Here is a 19355-nt window from a genome sequence, read left to right on the forward strand (position 1 = left end):
ATTGGCCATCAACTGTGAATGGGGGATGTTGTAAACAGGGATATTGGTAAGCACCTGCCATGCGCTGTCGCTCGTTACTGCCCTGAATTCACCACCGGAGTATTCCAGTGTAACCGATTCCCCTGCGGCGGTGCCAACCAATACATGATGGGATATCACATTTACGGCTGCATCGCATACGTTATAGCTGTTGGCTATATCCAGGGCTTCCTGGATATTCGAAGCATGATCCAGTAATTCACGGATGAGTCTGGTAATAAAGATCGTGTCTTTGGAAGGGTCAATGGTGTATGCTATTCCCTCATGCCAGGCCAGACCTGCCGCCAGGCCATGTTCATTGATGCCGTCAGGCACAAAATAGGCACATTTCAGCAAGTGCAGCTTTTGCTGGAATGTCAGATTGGGGTAATTCGTCCCTACGGCATAACCCATATCGCTCATCCTGGTAAAGGCCATGGATGTATAACCATCCGGGGGATGATACCGGACCAGCATAACGTCATTCTCAGGATTGTCAAAGTTTCTGCCGAAAATCAGATTGGAAGGATCCCCTTTTGCACTGAAAAGACTGCATTTGAAGTCTTCATAACCGGATCTGCCTCCTGTATATATTTCATCCAGGATGTCAAGAAGCTCATTATAGTCGCCGGTATAATCCATTTTGTAGAATTCACCTACAGGTGCGAAGGTGTTAAGGGTGGCTACGGTATCAATTCCGTCGCGGTGTTGTGCCCGGCCTGAACTCCATACCAGTATTGAAAGGAAAATGGTCAGGGCAAGCAAGGTTTTGTAATTTGTTTGTTTCATTGGGTAAAGGTATTGCGGTTTATTAAACAATAATAACCCAAGCCTTTTATATTATCCGGTATGTTTTTGCCTGTTGGCTGTTTGAACTTGCAAACAGCATAAATGCATTCATAAACATTTTCCTCCCGGTGTTGTTAATTATGTCGTAAACAGATAAACCTTTATACAATGAAAATATTAAGATTACTACCCGTCATTGCAATGATTATCTTCAGTACCAATGTCAAAGCCCAGTTCACACAGGAACCTTTGCCTTATGCCTATGATGCACTGGAACCCTATATCGACGCACGTACCATGGATATTCACTTTAACCGTCATCATGCAGGATATGTAAAAAACCTGAATAATGCCGTTTCAGGAACCACACTTGAGAAAATGAGCCTGGAGGATATTCTGGTCAATGTATCTCAATACGATGTGGCCGTCAGAAATAACGGTGGAGGTCATTATAACCACCAGCTATTTTGGGCAATCCTGACTCCTGAAAAAAATACCCAACCCTCAACGGAACTGAATAACGCAATAACATCCGCCTTTGGCAATATGGATGAATTAAAGGCAAAACTAAATAAAGAAGCGGCCTCCCGTTTTGGATCAGGATGGGCATGGCTTTATGTTAATGAAAATGGTGGTTTGGCCGTTTGCTCAACACCAAATCAGGATAATCCTTTAATGGATGTCTCCTCTTGCAAAGGGATCCCCATCCTTGGTATTGATGTTTGGGAACATGCCTATTATCTTAATTACCAAAACAAAAGAGGCGATTACCTGAATGCCATCTGGAGCCTTATCAACTGGAAAGAGGTCAGTCGCAATTATGAATTGGCTCTTCAGGAACAAAAAAAGTAGGCTGTAGAGATCTTATTACAGTTACGTTTCGAATTTAGTTTTGTTCGGGTTTTTTCATTTATTTCCCCCTGTAGAAATTTATTAATGCATTGGTTGAACTATCATGGTTCAATGCCAATGTATCATCCGACAGCTCAGGTATGATTTTTTGAGCCAGTACTTTGCCCAGTTCTACACCCATTTGGTCGAAGGGATTGATATCCCAGATTGCCCCCTGAACAAACACACAATGCTCATACATGGCTGTCAGCTTCCCGAGACTCTCAGGATTCAGCTGCTCCAGGAAAAATGTGGATGATGGTTTGTTTCCCTCAAATACTTTGTGGTTGACAAGGTTTTCTGCAACGCCTTCCCCGCGGACTTCCTCTTCGGACTTTCCGAAGGCCAGGGCTTCTCCCTGCGCGATCATATTGGCAATGAGATAATCCTGGTGTGGGGGCAAGGGATGGAGAGGCTCACGGAAACCTATGAAATCGCAGGGGATTAGCTTGGTTCCCTGATGTATCAGCTGATAGAAAGAATGTTGTCCGTTGGTACCGGGTTCACCCCAGTAAACCGGACCGGTCTGGTAATCCACGGTTTTGCCATCGATAGTGACTCTTTTTCCGTTACTTTCCATCGTCATTTGCTGCAAATAGGCCGGGAAGCGCTTCAGGTAATTGTCGTAAGGGAGCACTGCCTGCGTTTGTGCCCCGAAAAAGTTATTGTACCAGATACCCAGCAGTCCCATGATCACAGGGATGTTCTGCTCCAGCGGTGCAGTGCGGAAATGTTCGTCCATCTCGTGAAACCCCTTGAGCAATAAAGTGAAGTTTTCCGGACCAATAGCTATCATGGTGGATAAGCCAATGGCAGAGGTCATGGAATATCTTCCTCCAACCCAATCCCAGAACCCGAACATGTTTTCCGTATCAATACCAAACCGGGCTACTTCCTTTTCGTTGGTGGAAACAGCTACAAAATGCCGGGCAATGGAAGCCGGGTCTTTGAGGGTGTTTAGCAGCCATGTCCTGGCCGTCATAGCGTTCGTCATGGTCTCCAGGGTAGTGAATGTCTTGGATGAAATGATGAAAAGCGTTTCCTCGGGATCCAGTCCGTAAACAGCTTCTGCAAAATCGCTTCCATCAACATTGGATACAAACCGGAAGCTTAGATCCCTGTTGGAATAGTATTTTAATGCCTCATATGCCATCACAGGACCCAGGTCGGAACCTCCTATACCGATATTGATAATGTTACGGATCCTCTTGCCGGAGTATCCTTTCCACTCACCGGAACGGACTTTCCCGGAGAATATCTTCATTTTGTTCAACACGGCGTGTACCTCAGGAACGACGTTTTTCCCTTCGATATTGATCACCTTATTTTCGGGTGCACGTAATGCCACATGAAGTACAGACCGGTTTTCGGTCGCATTGATCCTTTCTCCGGCAAACATGGCATCGCGCCGGGTTTCAACACCTCTTTCCCTGGCCAGTTCAAATAGTAGTTTAAGCGTTGTTTCCGTGATCCTGTGTTTGGAAAAATCGAAAAGGATACCTGCTTTGTTTATTACAAACCGCTTGCTGCGTTCAGGATCTTTGAATAATTCCCGGAGGTTTTGGTTTTCTGTATCAGTATAATGGGATTTAAGTTTTTTCCACGTTGGGCTTTTAGAAAGTAAGGGTTCCATAAAAATTGTTTTAATTATTTTGACTGCTTATTGGCAATGTTAAGTTTTTTTTAACGAATCTCTTTATACAACTCTCCACTGATCCTTAAGAGTTCCGTTTCGGCCTGTTTGGTACGGAATTGTGCCAGAAGTAATTGATATTGCGAATCAATCTGTTTTTGTTGGGTAGCCCTGAGATCGATATCGTTAATGGTTCCGAGCCTGTATTTTTCCAGGGCAACTTCTACGTTCCTCCGGGCAATCTCCTGGTTGGCGCTTTCAAGCCTCACCAGTTCCAGGTTCGACAGGTATTCGTTATACAGGATATAAATACTGTGATGTACATCCAGGATGCTTCTTTCGTGACTGATTTCAGCTGAATTGATGTTAATCCTGGCATTCCTGATGTTTCTGCTTGTATTGAAACCATTGAAAAGATTATAGGATAACGTGAACCCAAAGGAAGGGCCATATGCCTGATTATGTTCCAGATATCCGGTTTGTGCACTTAGCTGGTTATATCCGTATGCAGCATTGAAATTCAGGCGGGGGTACCTGTCGCTTCTGATTTGTTTAAGATCAAGTTCTGATATCAGTAAGTTCGTCCTTGAGATCATAAGATCGATATTCTGCGATGAACTTTGTTCAATCAGATATTCGTATTCCAGCGGCTCGAGAAGGTCAATAATATCGGTAACTTCAAAGGAAAGTCCCGGTTCCCTGCTAAGAAGCTGGTTTAGATTGGCTTTGGCATTTTTCAGGGCGGCAACCTGTTGTATCAGCCTGTTGCTGTCGGCATTAAGGTCGACCGATGATTGCAGCAAGGTAAGTTCCGATTCGGATCCGAGCTTAAACTTGGCTGCTGCTATGGTCTTTCGCTGAAGAGATAGATCCACGGCTTCCTGGAGTACCTTCATCATTTTTTTTAACTGCACAATACTGTAGTAATTAAGTACTATTGCAGACACAGTACTTTCCACCAGCATCCTTGCCTCCAGTTCGCCCATCCTTTCCATTTCACCAAGCATCTCTTTCGTGGTGAACATACTAAAACCATCGAAAAGTGTCCACGATAATGCGATATTACCACTCAGTGAAATATTCCGGGCATTTTTGACATTCCTTTCCGTTCCTGCAAAGGTTTTTTGGTTGGTTGTATTGTAGGTGTTATTATTAGCGGCATTCAACGACAATTCAGGAAGAAAACCGGCATTGCCCAGGGTGTTGTTGTTCCTGGCAATTTCCATTTCGTTTCTGCTGATGCTAATGGAGAAATTGTTCTCAAGACCGGTTTGAATGGCATCGAAGAGGGTAAGTGTATCCTGGGCCGGGCTTTCCGTAAGGATTAGTATAGACAGAAAAAACAGTATGACCGTATTTTTCATGATGATATTTCTTTTCGGGCTAAAGATTTTCTCATTCGTTTTCCTGATAAATATGTATACAATGCAGGGATAACATAAAGTGTAAGGATCAGCGAGAAAATCAACCCGCCGATAATGGTTATACCCATTGGGATACGGCTTTTTGATGCTGCTCCGAGGGCCATCGCGATGGGTAAGGCACCCAGGGCAGTGGCAAGGCTGGTCATCAGGATGGGTCGCAGACGGCGTGTTGCAGCGTCAATCACAGCTTCCTTTAAATCCAATCCTGCCGCTTTCCGTTGGTTCGCAAATTCTACGATCAGGATGCCGTTTTTGGTCACTATGCCTATCAGTACGATCACCCCGATCTGGCTGAAAATATTGATGGTTTGTCCGAACATCCAGAGCGATAACAATGCCCCTGCAAGGGCCAGGGGTACGGTGAACATGATGATGAGCGGGTCGCGGTAACTTTCAAATTGAGCTGCCAGTACCAGGTATATCAGGACCAGGGCCAGCAGGAAGGCAAACAAAAGACTGCTGGAGCTGTCTTCATATTCCTTGGAAGTACCGGCCAGAGCAGATGAAAAAGTATCATCCAGAGTCTCCGAAGATATCCTGCGCATTTCTTCAATGCCCTGGCCCAGCGTTACTCCTTGCGCCGGAAGTGCCGATACGGTTGCGGATACATAGCGGTTGTAACGGTATAATTGCGGAGGATTGATCTGGTTGCTGAGCTTGACCAGATTGTCCAGTTGTATCATCTTGCCTGTATTGCTTCTCACATAGATGCTGCTTAGATCCAGGGGATTATCGCGATTTGTCCGGTTGGCTTGCCCGATAACCTGATACTGTTTATTGTTCAGGATGAAATACCCGAACCTCTGCCCGCTAAAATAAAACTGCAGCGTTTCAGCTACATCCCTGACATTGACGCCCAGCGTGCGTGCCCTGTCACGGTCAATTTCTACTGCCAGTTCCGGTTTGTTGAATTTCAGGTTCAGGTCGCTAACCTGGAATTTATCGCTTTGCTGCACTTCTTCCATGAATCCCGGCAATACCTCGCGAAGACGGTCAAAATTGGGAGCTTGTATCACAAACTGCACAGGCAGGCCAAACCCTCGTGAACCTCCTATGGTTTGCTCCTGGATAACATAACTGCGTGCAAAATTATACTTGCTGACAACACCCGAAAGCATATCAGCTATCTGCTGCTGGGTCCGGTCGCGCATAGCAGGGTCAGAAAGACTAATCCTTAAAAATCCGCTGTTTATGGATCCTGAAGCCCCGAAACCGGGAGATGTTACTGCCAGGATGGCTTGCTTTTCCGGGATCGTATCAGCAATGGCAATTAATTCTTTCATGTAATCATCCATCAACTCAAAAGAAACGCCTTCGGGGGCAGTGGAAAACACCGATAATCTGCTTTTATCTTCCAGCGGGGCCAGCTCTGAAGGTATCATTGACCCAAAACCAAGGATCATAGTAAGAGCTATTGCTATGATAACCAGCGATAACCAGCGTCTTTGTATGAAACCACGCAACGACCAGTTATATCTGTCAATGAGGTAATTCATCCAGTTCTCCGTTGTTCTGAAAAAGCGCTTGTGTTTCTTTGTTGGGCGGAGCATCCTGGAACTCATCATCGGTGTCAGGGTTAGTGAGACAAGGGCCGAAACTAGTACCGCACCGGCCACCACAATCCCGAATTCCCTGAATAATCGTCCCGTGAGACCACTAAGGAAGATGATCGGCAGAAACACTGCGGCCAAAGTGATGGTGGTTGAAATGATCGCAAAATATATTTCTTTGGAGCCTCTGTGCCCGGCTTCTACGGGATCCAGGCCTGTCTCGACTTTATGGAAGATATTTTCAAGCACAACAATGGCGTCATCCACAACCAATCCGGTTGCCAGGACAATTCCGAGCAAAGTGAGGATATTGATCGAAAAGCCGGCGATATACATGATAAAAAATGCACTGATGAGGGAGATTGGGATGGCAATAACCGGGATTATAGTCGTTCGCCAGTTGCGAAGAAAAACAAAAATTACAAGTACTACCAGGCTAAAAGCGATCAGTATTGTTTCTTCCACCTCCGTGATGGCCTTACGAATGCTGGTGGTTGTGTCAATGGCATAACCCAGTTTTATATCCGGGGGCAGGTCGATACTGATTTGTTCAACTCTTTTATATACTTCATCGGCAATGCTGATCTGGTTGGCCCCGGGTTGCGGGGTTACTACGACACCCACCATGGGTAAGCCTCCATTGCCACGCAGGATGGCTTTCTCATTTTCAGGAAGTAATTTGGCTTCCCCTACGTCCTGCAACCGGATCAGTATACCATCCGAATCGCGGATGATCATACGGTTAAACTCTTCAGCAGTGGTGAGGCGTCCCTTGGCACGTATGGCTAACTCTGTCCCGTAGCCTTCAATAGCCCCGGTGGGTAATTCAACATTTTCACGGTTGAGGGCAAGGCGTACATCCCCGGGTGTCAGGCCGTAAGCGGCAAGTTTTGCAGGATCAAGCAGCAGTTTGATGGAATATTTCTTCTCACCCCAGATCCTTACCTCACTAACTCCTTTGATGGTCTGCAAGCGCTCTTTGAATACATTGATGGCAAAGTCGGTAAGATCCATAAGGTCGCGGCTGGAACTTTGTATGGTCAGAGCCACAACCGGAGTGGCATCGGCATCAGACTTGGTAACAATCGGAGGATCGGTATCTGCCGGCAGATTGCGGATGGCACGGGAAACACGGTCGCGTACATCATTGGCAGCCGCCTCCATGTCAGTGCCTATCTCAAACTCTACGGTGATGGTACTCCTGCCGTCGCGACTTACAGAAGTGAGGGAACGGATGCCCGCAATACCATTTATGGATTCCTCCAAAGGCTCCGTGATCTGCGACTCCATCACATCGGCATTTGCCCCCACATAACTTGTGGATACCGTTACAACCGGTGGATCAACACTGGGATATTCCCTTACGCCGAGGAAAGTGAATCCGATAATCCCAAATAAAACCAGTACAATGGAGATCACAGTCGCTAATACCGGACGTTCTATGCTGACAGATGCTATATTCATTGTGCTGGTTGCATGGAATTGTTTACGGGTAAAATATTTACCTGGATGGGCATGTTTTCCCTGATCTGCAAAAGACCGGTCGTGATCACCGTATCCCCGGCCATCACCCCCTGTACGATCTCAACCTCTCTTTCCGTCCTCATCCCGCTTTTTACATAAACCGGTCTTACATGACCGTTTTTGGCAAGGAATATCTTCTCTCCCCGTATGTCGGGGATGATGGCCTCACTCGGGACTAACAACGCATCAGGGATATTCGCCAGAAAAACCTCTACCCGCGCAAATGCTCCGGGCACAAGCATAAATTTTCCGTTGCTGCAATAGGCCCTGACCGTGAATGTCCTTGTGCCCTGATTAATACGGGAATCAACAGCGTATACTTTCCCGCTGAAGATACTGTCAATGCCTACCAGCTCAAATCGTATCAAGGTACCCTTGTCTATCCTGCCCTGATATTTCTCCTGAACGGCAAACTCTACCCTTACCGGGTCATAATCCTGAAGGTGAGTGATCAGGGTGGCAGGGGAAACATAAGCACCCGGACTGACCATTCTTAGTCCTACTTTACCGCTGAATGGAGCTGTAATATTGCACTTGGCAATCTGAGATCTGAGGAGTTCAATCTCTGCTTCTATGATTCCTAACTGATTTACAGCTACATCGTATTCTTCCTGGCTTACCGCATTCATTTCCAGGAGTTTGGTTTTTCTGAAAACATCATCTTCAGCAAGCTTCTTCTCAAGCTCAAGCTTTTTCAGCTGAGCCTGAAGCTCACTGTCATTTATCCTTACCAGGAGGTCGCCTTTGTTTACCCGGCTGTCTTCTGAAAAATTGATTGAGGTTATCCTTCCGGATATCTCCGTCCTTATGTCAACTTCCTCATTGGCAAGGATGGTTCCTGTTACGCGTAACTTTTCTTCAAGTTCCCGCGGATGCAATACAATCCCGTCAACGACAAGCATTGTTGTATTCCTTAAAGCCGATCCCTGTTCTCTTTCACCACAGGAAAAAAACAAAGGGAATAATAATAGGAAATATAAACCTTTGTTTTTCAGGATTAAATTTTTGTTCTTAAACATATTGCTTGAAGATCTTAGATGCAGAATAATCTTACAAAAGTAAGTAAACAAAATCAATGCGTGTTTGGTTAATTTGCGTGTTGGTTTTTCTTAATTTTACTTTATATGTAATTGGGAAGGATAATAAATGGATGCAGGCCGCAAGTAACAGGGTTCAAGGAGTGATCCGTCACTTTTAAAATGTAGTTCTTTATTGAATTTGGATAAACGGTTTTGCTTAACAACCATAATTCAGATATGCACAAAATGATCGTACGAAACACCATGATGCTTATCATCATTTCCATTGCCTTTCTGGCTTGTAAGCCGGTAAACCGGGAAACGAATAACCTTCGTTACCCGGTTGACACGATTGGGTTTGCCCATCTCGACTATCAGATGGACAGCATTATGGAGAGATTAACCAGGAATCATGAGCAAAATCCTGAAACATTCCTGGATATGCCCAAAGTGGTTATTTCTCCTCACGATGATTATGCATTTGTTGGCAACTTATATCCTGAAACCCTGAAGAATATCAGAGCCACAACTGTTTTTCTTTTTGGTGTTGCCCACAAAGCCAGACTGCTTGGCCTTGAGGACCAACTCATTTTCGACAGTTATGATTGCTGGAAGGGACCGTACGGCGATGTTAAGGTGTCGGAAATAAGGGATATGCTTAAGCAGCAATTGCCGCCAGGACTATTTGTGGTGAATGATTCCATGCACCAAATGGAGCATTCCCTGGAAGCTTTGATCCCTTTCCTTCAGTTTTATAACCGGGATGTGCAGATCATTCCCGTATTGGTGCCATATATGTCATACAACAGGATGGAGGATATCGCGAAGCCTTTGTCTGAGGCTATTAGGAGTGTACTCGTTGATAAAGGTTTGGAATGGGGTAAAGATTTTGCCTTTGTAATCTCAACCGATGCGGTACATTACGGTGATGAGGATTGGGGAGGGAAGAATTTCGCGGTATACGGGACCGACAGTGCCGGATATGCGAGAACTCTTGCTCATGAGAAAATGATCATGGATACCTTATCAGGAAACCTTAGCCCACGTAAGATAAAGGCTTTCTGTGAGTTTACCGTTGATGAAAATAACTACCATGAATACAAATGGACATGGTGCGGCAGATATTCGGTGCCATTGGGATTGCTGACGGTATTTGAATTGAATGAAGCAACCGGGAATAAGCCGTTGGCCGGAACGATTATCGGTTATTCCAACAGCATCAACCATCCTGTTTTAAAAGTGGATGACCTTGGAATGGGAACAACTGCTCCGGCAAACACGCATCATTGGGTTGGTTATGCTTCAATTGCTTATAAATGACCGACAGCAACCTCAATTGATATTGATTTAGCCGGCCAGCACCACCATAAGAAAGACAAAAATTACAAAAAACATGGCGATGATTTTCAGCCGCCATTTAGCCAGGTCTTTTTCCAGCAGGGCATCTATGAGCAGGAAAATGCCGGAAAGAAGTATGCCGATATCGGCAAACCATATTACAGTTGCGGCTCCTGGCCAGTGCATGACCTTAAACATCAAAGCCAGCAATGAAACGATCAGTGCCAGGGAAACAAAAATCCCGTTAAATCGCTCAAAGCCGGTCGCAAGCTTGCCAAGAAATGAGGAGATCATCAAAATAAATAATAAAATGCTGGCCAAAGCACCTACCGCGATCAGAATGTTTGCCCCCGGCCAGTGATTTGTTTTGAAAAATGCACCCAGTAGCAATAAAACCGGGGCAATAAAAGCGAAAATCTTAATGTATTGTTTCATGATTTTAATGATTTGGGTAGCATTTAAAAAAAATCATATTTATCTTTTCCCTAAAGTTAGCATAACAAGCGGCCTTTGAATTTGCCCACTTTTACTTTTTGCATACAATATACAATATTTTTTATACAGGTTCGATACTATTATCGAATTAGCTCGCCGAACTCCTTAAGCATAAACTGGATAAAAATCGAATGCCCGGTTTTATATTCAAATACATATGCGTATCGATTAATTTTTATATTTGTAAAAGAAATCCTAAGCCTGCCATGTTCTGATGAGAGAAGACTTAGTCCGTTCGTTATGTCAATGTGCCTGCCCGTTTATTAAATTATTAAAATTCGGATGTGTGCTATTTTTAGTGCCTGGGATTTTCTATGCCCAAACTCCTGATGAATCAGCGCTATCAGGCTTGCCCGACGATACTGTAAAAATTCATCTTCTTCTTGAATTGGGTGAGCAATACTGCAGTATTGAAAACGATAAAGCACTGGCTTACCTCCAGGAAGCATTTGCGCTTGCTACCGCCTCCAATTATGAGCAGGGTACAGGTAGAAGCTTGCTGTGGCAGGGACGGGTATATTATTACAAAGATGACTACAAACTGGCTGAAAAATATTACGGTCTTGCTGAAAATGCGATCAGCAAAAGTGATGATAAAGAATCTATGGTCCTGTTGTCGTTTTTCATGGGTGAGTCTTGCAGGATACAAGGTGATTATATCAATGCCCTGAATCATTATAAAAATGTTTTGGAGTTATCAAAAATGGCTCCTAATAATATCCTCTCCTCTGCTTCGTATATGGCTATGGGAAACATCCTTGTGGCAAGGAAAGACCCGGTTAAAGCACTTGGGTATTTTCGTGAAGCCCTTAGAAGGAAAAAAGAGATTGGAGATAATTTCGGAATTGCCTGTGCAATGCTCCAGTTTGGAGAAGCATACGAAGTTCTCGGGCAACATGATTCTTCCCTCTTTTATTATAAGAAAAGCCTTGAGATCAGGGAGCAGCTTGGCATAAGCCGTGTAATTGCCAGTTCTAAGTATGCTCTTGCCGGTTTGTTGATCTCCATGGGAAGGTACGAAGAAGCCATTGTTTACCTCCTGGATGCCCGGGATCGTTTTGCTTCACTGGATGAAAAGACCGGCGTCTGCATTACCAGTTATCGGCTGGCCAAGGCTATGAACTATCTCGGTAATAAGGAAGGAATTAAACTGGCAGAGGAAGCCCGTGAAATGGCAGCCGGGATAAACAACCCTGCCCTGGTGAGTAAAGGATTTCTCATTTTGTCAGAAATATTTTACCATAATGGCCGGTACGATGAGGCCTATGATTTCCTGGCAAGTCATAAAAAAATGGATGATAGTCTTTTCACTGCAGAAAAAGAACGTACACTGGTGGAATTTGAACAAAAGTTTCAGTCGGAACAAAAAGATAATAAAATAGCCCGGCTTAAAGACGAAAGCAAAATCCAGAAACAGAATATCCTCTTGCTGAGCATTTCCAGCTTTACCTTGCTGGCCATCCTTTTTTTCGTGGCCATTTTGTTCCGGTTAAAATCACAGGCTATGAAAAAGAATGCACTGCTAATGGAACAGCAAAGCTTAATCATGACCCAGGAAAGCAGGATCAGGGAAAATGAGAACCGTTTGCTTCAGGAACAACTGGAGTCGAAAAACAGGGAACTGGCATCCAAAGCTCTGGAGATGATCCGTTTTAATGATACAATTACAAGTATTATCGATCAGCTTGAAAAACTTAACAGCAAACCCGGAGCGGATATAGAAATGTCAGAATACATTAAAAGGATCATCCATGAGCTGGAAAATAATAATAAGCAGAATATCTGGAACGAATTCGACAAGATATTCAAGAATATCCACTCCGGCTTTTATCAGCGCCTGCTCGAGTTATGTCCCGATCTGACCCCTACGGAGATCAAGACAGCCGCCTTACTGAAATTAAACCTTACCACCAAAGAAATTGCTGCAGTTACTTTTAAATCAGAGGGAGGGGTTAAGACAACCCGCTATCGCCTGCGTAAAAAACTGAATTTATCAAGCGAAGATAATCTCATCCCATTCCTGATGCAGTTATAAATACCCTGTTTTATTTTGCTGTTATACTGCCTGTTACAATGATTGTGACTTTTTGAAACCCTTCCTGAAACTTTTATAAGACCTGTGAAATTTTTGCTGCGGTTATCCCACCCATACATTTGCCATTAAAAGGGTGATCAAGCAAATGGAAGGGAAAAATCAAAAACCATCGAAGGGGAAAAAGACCGCCGAGGATAAAGATAGTATTGCCGAGATCCGGAAGAAGATCAAACAGCAAAAAAGTGCTCTTATGAAAATTATTCGAAACATTCAGAAGGAAACATAATCAACTTAAACCAATTTATTATGAAGAAGTACACATCTTTTCTTTTTATGATCCTGATAGCCGTCTCAACACTGGTTTCTTGCCAGAAAGACGAGGAAGAAGATCAGGAAACGACAGAAATTTTAGACAACTCGCTTATCATTGCTCAGTCAACCGTATCACAGTATGTCATTGTTTCACCATCAACAGGTATTGTCCTGGCAAAAGTACAGCCCAATGTTATAGGTTTGGAAGACTGGGTTCTCGGTTACATGAGCCAGAAGGCCGTTATTACAAGTAAGGAACCTGGTGGCAGCTTTGTTAAGGTGATCTATACCTGTAGCAGGACTACCGGAGATAATCTCTTTCAGGTTACCAGTGAAGATGATTTTGATGTCATGCAGATGGATGTTTCCCTCGTCGGACCCAATATTGTTTTCGCTGCTCAGGAAGTGGGAAATGAATCCAACGACCAGATTCACAGGATTAACGAAGATGGCTCCGGTTATCAGCAACTTACATTTAAGGATGAAGGCGTTGTATGCCCTGGCAGGGTTGCCACAAAAATGGTTTTTGCCTATATGCCCTGCTGGTCACCCAATGGAACCAAAATTGCCTTTAACGGCAAACTCCGGGAAATAGACACCAACCATCCGCACGATGCCGTGATCATCATGGATTCAAATGGTAACAATAAACAGGTACTTTTTAGTGTACCCATGGAGGAAGCAAACTATAAGGATATATGCTGGACCCATGATGGAAAATTCCTCATTTTTCTGATGAATGAAGGAAATGATGTTAAAGTGAAGGTGTTGAATGTTGACAATCAGGCGATGACAGACATTTCCAGCCATCTTATGGTAAACGGTTTGCATACGACCAATCTCTGGTCATCACCTAACTCAAATAAAATTGCATTTAATAAATATGAACCGGGTGGGGGAGACCTTTATGTGATCGGGTATTCTGTGACCGATACCGATCAATTTGTGATCAACAGCGGATACACAATACTTGCATCTCATGCAGTGACAGGTCTGCATTTTGGCAAACCTAACTGGCAGATCTTCCCTATTGATAACAATTAATAACTAACCAATAAAAATATTGCCATGAAAAGAATCAATACTTTAATTATTAGCATGTTGTCGGTTGTTTTGACCTATGGACAGATCACCCTGAACAGCACTTACAACCTTCAACCCGGAGACACTTACCGGTATGATATTTATGATGAGGTGCAATCCATTGATCCCGGCCCTGCGGGTGCAGGTGTCCAGTGGGATTTTGGCAGCATCACCGGGGGGACTTTTATTGCCGGGGAACCCGCTATTTGCGTGAATCCGGCAGGAACACCATTCGCCGATTCTGCCACTGTCGCCGGCGCAAATATTTGCACCCGCCCCAATGGTACCGATGATGGCGCTTATGCTTATTATCTCATGACCTCAGGAGAACAAGTCCTGCTTGGAATAGGCGCTTATGAATCAGGAAATGTATCTTTTTGGCACTATGATGATGAACAGGTGGCTATGGAATACCCTATTACATATGGGGGTGCATTTAGCGATAATTTTGATATGAGATTGTTCAGTAGTGGTATAGGGTCCTATTTCATGCGTGACTCCGGTAGTATTCATGTTCAGGCCGATGCCTATGGGAGCCTCATCACACCGGTAGCAACATATAACAATGTGTTACGTATTACTGAAACAAGCAATACTTATTCTTGGATGAATTTCGGTTCGGGGTGGACTTTCACAGGGAACTCCGATATGATAAGTTATTACTGGTTTGCGGAAAATATCAAGGTTCCGGTTTTCACAATTATTGAATTTGTTGGCTTTGCGGATTATTCCGTTCATTATCTCGTTGATCATAATTTCCCGTCAGGAGTAGGAGAAAATGAGATTCCCTCTGTCAAAATATTTCCGAATCCGGTAAATGAGACATTATACTTCACACCTGAGGAAAGCATGATATCTGTTAGTATCTATTCCATTGAAGGCAGGATGATGAAAGAATGTCAAAATGAATTCAGGAAGGGAATCCTGCATCAACTGGATGTCGGGAACTTGCCTTCCGGAGTGTATGTTCTTGAAGGGAAAAATATTGATGGAATATGTGTCACGAATCGCTTCCTGAAGCGATAGTAAATTCAACATTATCTCGCGGGGCTGCTTATATCAGGTGGCCCCGTTTTTTTTGCCCTGATTCCTGAAATAAACCTTATTGCGGGATTAATGGATTTATCTATATTCCGGATTCTTAAGAGGCTCTTTTAATTAAGCTGCCATTAAAGAAGTTCCACAGCTTTTTTATCTTTGTTAGTGTGAATATATAAAAAAATCGTTCTATGAAAAGATTCTGGTGGTTTTTATTTGGCCTGATGATACTGTATATGTTAGGTATCATAATCCTTTCCCTGATAAATTTCGATGGATGGGTAATGCCTCTTTATGAGGATATTTATGGTCCTTCCCATTTGTTTGCCCTGAACACAACCCTTACCATGTTCCTGCTTTGGGCCTCAGCCCTACTTTTCATTGTTAATGCCATGTCGGAAAGCATGTTGGAAAACAGAAAAAGGAAAATTATTTTTTACCTGAGCCAGGCCCTTATCTTTTTCTACCTGGGCTTCGACGACCGCTTCCGGATCCATGAAGGGATTGGAGATGTTTTTGCCTTTGATGATGCATTTGTGATCATTTTCCTTGGCCTTGTGGAAGTCCTGATACTGGTATTCTATGAACGAATATTAAAACAACCTCTCGTTAAATGGAGATATTTGCTGATAGCAGGAATATTCTTCGCAATAATGGCGGTTGCAGACCTCAAGTCCTTACCGCTGGAAAAATATGGGATCAACGATACGCTGGTAGAAGATATCCCCAAAACCTGGGCGGCATTTTTCCTGATGATATACCCCCTTGATATACTTCTTTCCAGGATTAAAGAACTAAGGGAAAAATCAGAAAGAAGTTACTGAGTAATATCTTGATATGAGATAGTTTGAAGATTTTTTGTTTATTCAATAATTTTGTTTCGATCTGATCATCCAATCTCGCTGATCCTTTTTAGTAATGGCATGTTGATGATGGTCAGCATGCTTCCCTCAATCTTTATCAGCTTATTGTCCTTAAAATCTTTAAGCACTTTCACTACACTCATGTTTGACATACCGGTCAGTTCCCCTAAGTCCGCACGTGAAAGAGATAACTTATAAACCGGGCTTTTGTATATCTCCTCCGATAAATAGATCAAGGCATCGGCCAGCCTGCCGTTAAGCTGTTTGTACATAAGATTGGCAAAGTGCTGGAATGTGGAATTAGTGCAGTGATTCATGGTTTTAATAATCTCAGCCGCAAACTTCCCGTTATTTTCTATCAGATTTTTAATAATACTGTTCTCAATTACACAAATGGTTGTATTCTCTATTGCCTGGGCAGTGTATCCGTATACTTTGTTCCCATAAACAGATGGCAACCCTATCAGAGTCCCTGGTGGTAAAATGTTCAACACAAGGTTTTTCCCCGATCTGGGTATTTCCATGTATATTTTTACAATTCCACTTTTGATGAAGTGTACATTGTTGGCAAACAAACCTTGTTTGAAAATAACCTCTCCAGGCTTAAAGCTCAACTCAACTCTGTGATTGTCGCTCATTATCAGCTCCTGTTCACTAAGTTGATTGAAGCAGGAAGATTTATTTCCGCAAGCCAGACATGAATCAATCTGTTTCTCCGGTATTACCTCATTGCTGATAGACATCTCTTTTACAGGATACTGTTAATGTAATTGCAAATATATTAATTCTATAAGCCGAAATACATGAAAATCCGGATCTGTTTATATTCAGGAGTTGGTCTGATTATATGCCGTTACTTATTTTTCAATGAATCATCCGGGTACTTTTGCTGAAATACGAATTTTCATAAAATATGAAACTTAAATCATTGACCCTGTCTGTTTTAACATTTTTCGTTATTTGGGTTTTACTGAATAACAGCCTTTCAGGGGAAGTGGTCATGATGGGGGCCATTCTTTCCGTTGCCATTGCTTTGATCTTTTGCAAGGCGTGTAATTTGTTCAACGATATTAAGTTGAATCCCAGGGCTCTGTGGCATTGGTTCCTATTCTTTATCGTCTTTCTATTCGAACTTGTCAAAGCAAATCTTGATGTAGCCAGACGTGTAATATCTCCGAAACTTCCCATTAATCCTGGAATAGTAGAGGTAAAAACAAAGTTAACGTCTCAACTGGGCAGAATGATCCTTGCTAATTCCATTACCCTTACTCCTGGAACTTTTACTGTTGAACTCTCAGGAGACAGGATTTTTATTCATTGGATCGATGTGAAAGGTAAAAATATAGAGGAGGCTACGGATTTGATTGTGAGAAAATTTGAAAAACATCTGGAGGTAATTTATGGTTGACATAATTTTAACAATATCAGGTATAATAATATTGGTAAGCCTGATATTATCATTATACCGTTTCTTCTGGGCAGAATCGCTCTTTGACAGGGTGATCGCCTTCGACATTATGACCATTATCTCAATCTCGATCATCGCCCTGATCACTCATTTTTCGGGCAGGCTAATCTATATCGATGTTGCTATCATTTATGGATTGCTTAGTTTCCTCGGGGTTATAGTTGTGGCCAGATACCTTGAAAAAAGTTTATAGACATGGAGATCATAGATATCATTGGTGCGTTTATCACGCTTATCGGAGCAATCTTTCTTTTGCTTGGGAGCATCGGATTGATTCGAATGCCGGATGTTTTCACTCGTATTCAGGCTGGAACCAAGGCTTCTACACTGGGTACCATACTTACCCTGCTAGGAATAGGGATTATCCATTCTGAGGTTCTTGGGAAATTTTTCCTACTGATAGTATTCATCCTTATCACAAACCCCATTTCTTCACATCTGCTTGCCCGTGCAGCCCATTTTACTAAGGTTAAAAAATCGGAATTGACGGTTATTGACAGGCTGAGCCTAGATCAGGATGATATAAATGAATCAGATACTTTAAATCAACAAGAACTATGAACCTGTTACTCATAATTATATTATGCCTGGTCATGCTTGTGATGGCAATTACCGCTATAGCTCAGAAAAAGCTGACCGTAGCTGTTATTGCAAGCGGGATGGTAGGACTGATGGCATCGGTACTCTATTTGTTGATGGCCGCACCCGATGTGGCCATGACTGAAGCCGCTATTGGAAGCGGACTTACAACTGTCCTGTTTTTCTATGTTTTGTTTAAAATTAAAAAAACACAATGATCCGGAATTTTGTCATATTGCTCATTCTGGCCGGCCTGGCAGTGATATTTATCAGTCTGTTCGGGAATCACGACAGCAATTCAGGCCTTTCGCCATTGGCTCAACATTATGCCGACCGGGGAGCAGAAGAGGTGGGCGCTGCCAACCTGGTTACTGCAGTGGTGGTCACTTACAGGGGCCTTGATACCCTTGGAGAAGTGACTATACTTTTTTTGGTTGCCGCCATTGTCAGCTTTTTCCTGAAAACCAACGGTAAAGTGAAAGAGGAAGAGAAAAAGCGCGAAACCAGCGAAATAATGCTGACAGCCTCAAAATTGCTCCTGCCGATTGTTATTTTGCTCGGGGTCTACATTTTTATCAACGGCCACCTTACTCCGGGCGGTGGATTCCAGGGGGGAGCCGTGTTGGCTACAGCCTTGGTACTGGTATTGATGGCTAATCCTGAGTTCTCGTTAAACCATCATATCATCGCTACCATTGAGTCGATCTCCGGGATAGTATTTGTTGCTGTCGGCGTGCTGGGGCTTTTGCTGGCCGGTGGTTTCCTGGATAATAGAATATTGCCCCTCGGGACTTTGGGGGAATTGTTCAGCGCTGGTGCTATCCCGGTGATCTATTCCTTCATAGGCTTGAAGGTAGGTGCCGAGCTTTCCAATGTGCTGTCCCGCTTCCAGATTATTCAAAAGGAAGAAATGTAATTTATTAATACTTGTTCAATGGATATTATCGCATTAATAACCGCTTTTGCACTGATACTGATTGGCCTGTTCGGCATTCTGTCAAACAGGAACATCATTAAGATCATTATCGGGTTTTCTGTCCTGGATACCGGACTCCACGTGCTGATTGTCACACTGGGATATATCAGAGGCGGTACAGCTCCCATCCTGGATGATTCAGTTGGATTAACCCAGGTTTCTCAAAAAGTGGTGGATCCCCTTCCTCAGGCCCTGGTGCTTACTGCCATCGTAATCGGGTTGGGTGTGACCGCTCTGATGCTGGCCTATGCCCTGAAAATGTACCAGGCTAAAAAGTCGCTGAATATTGATGATTATAAAGAATTAAAAGGATAATCCTT

At 43.4% G+C, this 19355-nt stretch carries 19 protein-coding genes; 12 read left to right on the plus strand and 7 right to left on the minus strand.

The features are described from left to right. The coding region (locus tag KKA81_15725; GenBank protein ID MBU2652377.1) for a linear amide C-N hydrolase at nucleotides 1–807 on the minus strand (807 nt) is incomplete at its 3' end. Nucleotides 808–975: 168 nt separating this feature from the next. Here KKA81_15725 and KKA81_15730 point away from each other — a divergent pair. After that, nucleotides 976–1659 (plus strand): superoxide dismutase, encoded by a 684-nt coding sequence (locus KKA81_15730; protein ID MBU2652378.1) that lies wholly within the window; start codon nucleotides 976–978, stop codon nucleotides 1657–1659. Between the two features lie 58 nt (nucleotides 1660–1717). Here the strand turns inward: KKA81_15730 and pgi are convergent, their stop codons facing one another. The 4 genes from pgi to KKA81_15750 are packed head-to-tail and all read right to left on the minus strand — an operon-like array spanning nucleotide 1718 to nucleotide 8848. After that, nucleotides 1718–3331: a glucose-6-phosphate isomerase gene (gene pgi / locus KKA81_15735; GenBank protein MBU2652379.1), complete on the minus strand. Its 1614-nt coding sequence runs from the start codon at nucleotides 3329–3331 to the stop codon at nucleotides 1718–1720. A 50-nt stretch (nucleotides 3332–3381) separates the two neighbouring features. Continuing rightward, on the minus strand, nucleotides 3382–4695 hold the full coding sequence (locus KKA81_15740) for a TolC family protein (GenBank protein MBU2652380.1): 1314 nt from the start codon (nucleotides 4693–4695) through the stop codon (nucleotides 3382–3384). Next, a complete protein-coding gene (locus KKA81_15745; protein MBU2652381.1) occupies nucleotides 4692–7769 on the minus strand; it encodes an efflux RND transporter permease subunit in 3078 nt (1025 codons plus the stop codon). Before KKA81_15745 ends, KKA81_15740 begins: the two co-directional genes overlap by 4 nt. Further along, entirely contained in the window at nucleotides 7766–8848 is a 1083-nt protein-coding gene (locus KKA81_15750; GenBank protein ID MBU2652382.1) for an efflux RND transporter periplasmic adaptor subunit, read from the minus strand. The genes KKA81_15745 and KKA81_15750 overlap by 4 nt, the downstream gene beginning before the upstream one ends. A 246-nt stretch (nucleotides 8849–9094) precedes the next feature. Here KKA81_15750 and amrB point away from each other — a divergent pair, with 246 nt between their 5' ends. Beyond that, nucleotides 9095–10168: an AmmeMemoRadiSam system protein B gene (gene amrB, locus KKA81_15755; GenBank protein ID MBU2652383.1), complete on the plus strand. Its 1074-nt coding sequence runs from the start codon at nucleotides 9095–9097 to the stop codon at nucleotides 10166–10168. Nucleotides 10169–10195: 27 nt separating this feature from the next. On the opposite strand, the gene KKA81_15760 is transcribed toward amrB, so the two are convergent. Then, the gene (locus tag KKA81_15760) at nucleotides 10196–10621 is read right to left on the minus strand and encodes a hypothetical protein (protein ID MBU2652384.1); all 426 of its coding nucleotides are present in this window, start codon (nucleotides 10619–10621) and stop codon (nucleotides 10196–10198) included. Between the two features lie 346 nt (nucleotides 10622–10967). On the opposite strand from KKA81_15760, the gene KKA81_15765 reads away from it, so the two are divergent. The 4 genes from KKA81_15765 to KKA81_15780 all read left to right on the plus strand — a co-directional run bounded on the left by KKA81_15765 (nucleotide 10968) and on the right by KKA81_15780 (nucleotide 15973). Further along, nucleotides 10968–12716, plus strand: a complete 1749-nt coding sequence (locus KKA81_15765) for a tetratricopeptide repeat protein (protein MBU2652385.1) — start codon at nucleotides 10968–10970, stop codon at nucleotides 12714–12716. A 306-nt stretch (nucleotides 12717–13022) separates the two neighbouring features. Then, a complete protein-coding gene (locus KKA81_15770) occupies nucleotides 13023–14072 on the plus strand; it encodes a hypothetical protein (protein MBU2652386.1) in 1050 nt (349 codons plus the stop codon). Nucleotides 14073–14096: 24 nt separating this feature from the next. Beyond that, nucleotides 14097–15137, plus strand: a complete 1041-nt coding sequence (locus tag KKA81_15775; protein ID MBU2652387.1) for a T9SS type A sorting domain-containing protein — start codon at nucleotides 14097–14099, stop codon at nucleotides 15135–15137. 203 nt (nucleotides 15138–15340) lie between these two features. Next, the gene (locus KKA81_15780; GenBank protein ID MBU2652388.1) at nucleotides 15341–15973 is read left to right on the plus strand and encodes a hypothetical protein; all 633 of its coding nucleotides are present in this window, start codon (nucleotides 15341–15343) and stop codon (nucleotides 15971–15973) included. A 65-nt stretch (nucleotides 15974–16038) separates the two neighbouring features. Here the strand turns inward: KKA81_15780 and KKA81_15785 are convergent, their stop codons facing one another. Further along, nucleotides 16039–16755: a Crp/Fnr family transcriptional regulator gene (locus KKA81_15785; GenBank protein MBU2652389.1), complete on the minus strand. Its 717-nt coding sequence runs from the start codon at nucleotides 16753–16755 to the stop codon at nucleotides 16039–16041. Between the two features lie 170 nt (nucleotides 16756–16925). Here KKA81_15785 and KKA81_15790 point away from each other — a divergent pair, with 170 nt between their 5' ends. Genes KKA81_15790 through KKA81_15815 form a run of 6 tightly spaced genes read left to right on the plus strand, consistent with a single transcriptional unit; the run spans nucleotide 16926 to nucleotide 19350 of the window. Then, on the plus strand, nucleotides 16926–17420 hold the full coding sequence (locus tag KKA81_15790) for a Na+/H+ antiporter subunit E (GenBank protein MBU2652390.1): 495 nt from the start codon (nucleotides 16926–16928) through the stop codon (nucleotides 17418–17420). Beyond that, nucleotides 17413–17673, plus strand: a complete 261-nt coding sequence (locus tag KKA81_15795) for a cation:proton antiporter (GenBank protein MBU2652391.1) — start codon at nucleotides 17413–17415, stop codon at nucleotides 17671–17673. Before KKA81_15790 ends, KKA81_15795 begins: the two co-directional genes overlap by 8 nt. A gap of 8 nt (nucleotides 17674–17681) precedes the next feature. Further along, the gene (mnhG, locus tag KKA81_15800) at nucleotides 17682–18041 is read left to right on the plus strand and encodes a monovalent cation/H(+) antiporter subunit G (GenBank protein MBU2652392.1); all 360 of its coding nucleotides are present in this window, start codon (nucleotides 17682–17684) and stop codon (nucleotides 18039–18041) included. Then, nucleotides 18038–18277, plus strand: coding sequence for a DUF4040 domain-containing protein (locus KKA81_15805; GenBank protein ID MBU2652393.1), 240 nt, complete (start codon nucleotides 18038–18040; stop codon nucleotides 18275–18277). Before mnhG ends, KKA81_15805 begins: the two co-directional genes overlap by 4 nt. Continuing rightward, nucleotides 18274–18975: a sodium:proton antiporter gene (locus KKA81_15810; GenBank protein ID MBU2652394.1), complete on the plus strand. Its 702-nt coding sequence runs from the start codon at nucleotides 18274–18276 to the stop codon at nucleotides 18973–18975. The genes KKA81_15805 and KKA81_15810 overlap by 4 nt, the downstream gene beginning before the upstream one ends. Before the next feature lie 18 nt (nucleotides 18976–18993). Continuing rightward, nucleotides 18994–19350 (plus strand): sodium:proton antiporter, encoded by a 357-nt coding sequence (locus tag KKA81_15815; protein ID MBU2652395.1) that lies wholly within the window; start codon nucleotides 18994–18996, stop codon nucleotides 19348–19350. Nucleotides 19351–19355 lie beyond the last annotated feature (5 nt).

It is taken from the genome of Bacteroidota bacterium (genome assembly GCA_018831055.1).
Taxonomy (GTDB): Bacteria; Bacteroidota; Bacteroidia; order Bacteroidales; family B18-G4; genus M55B132.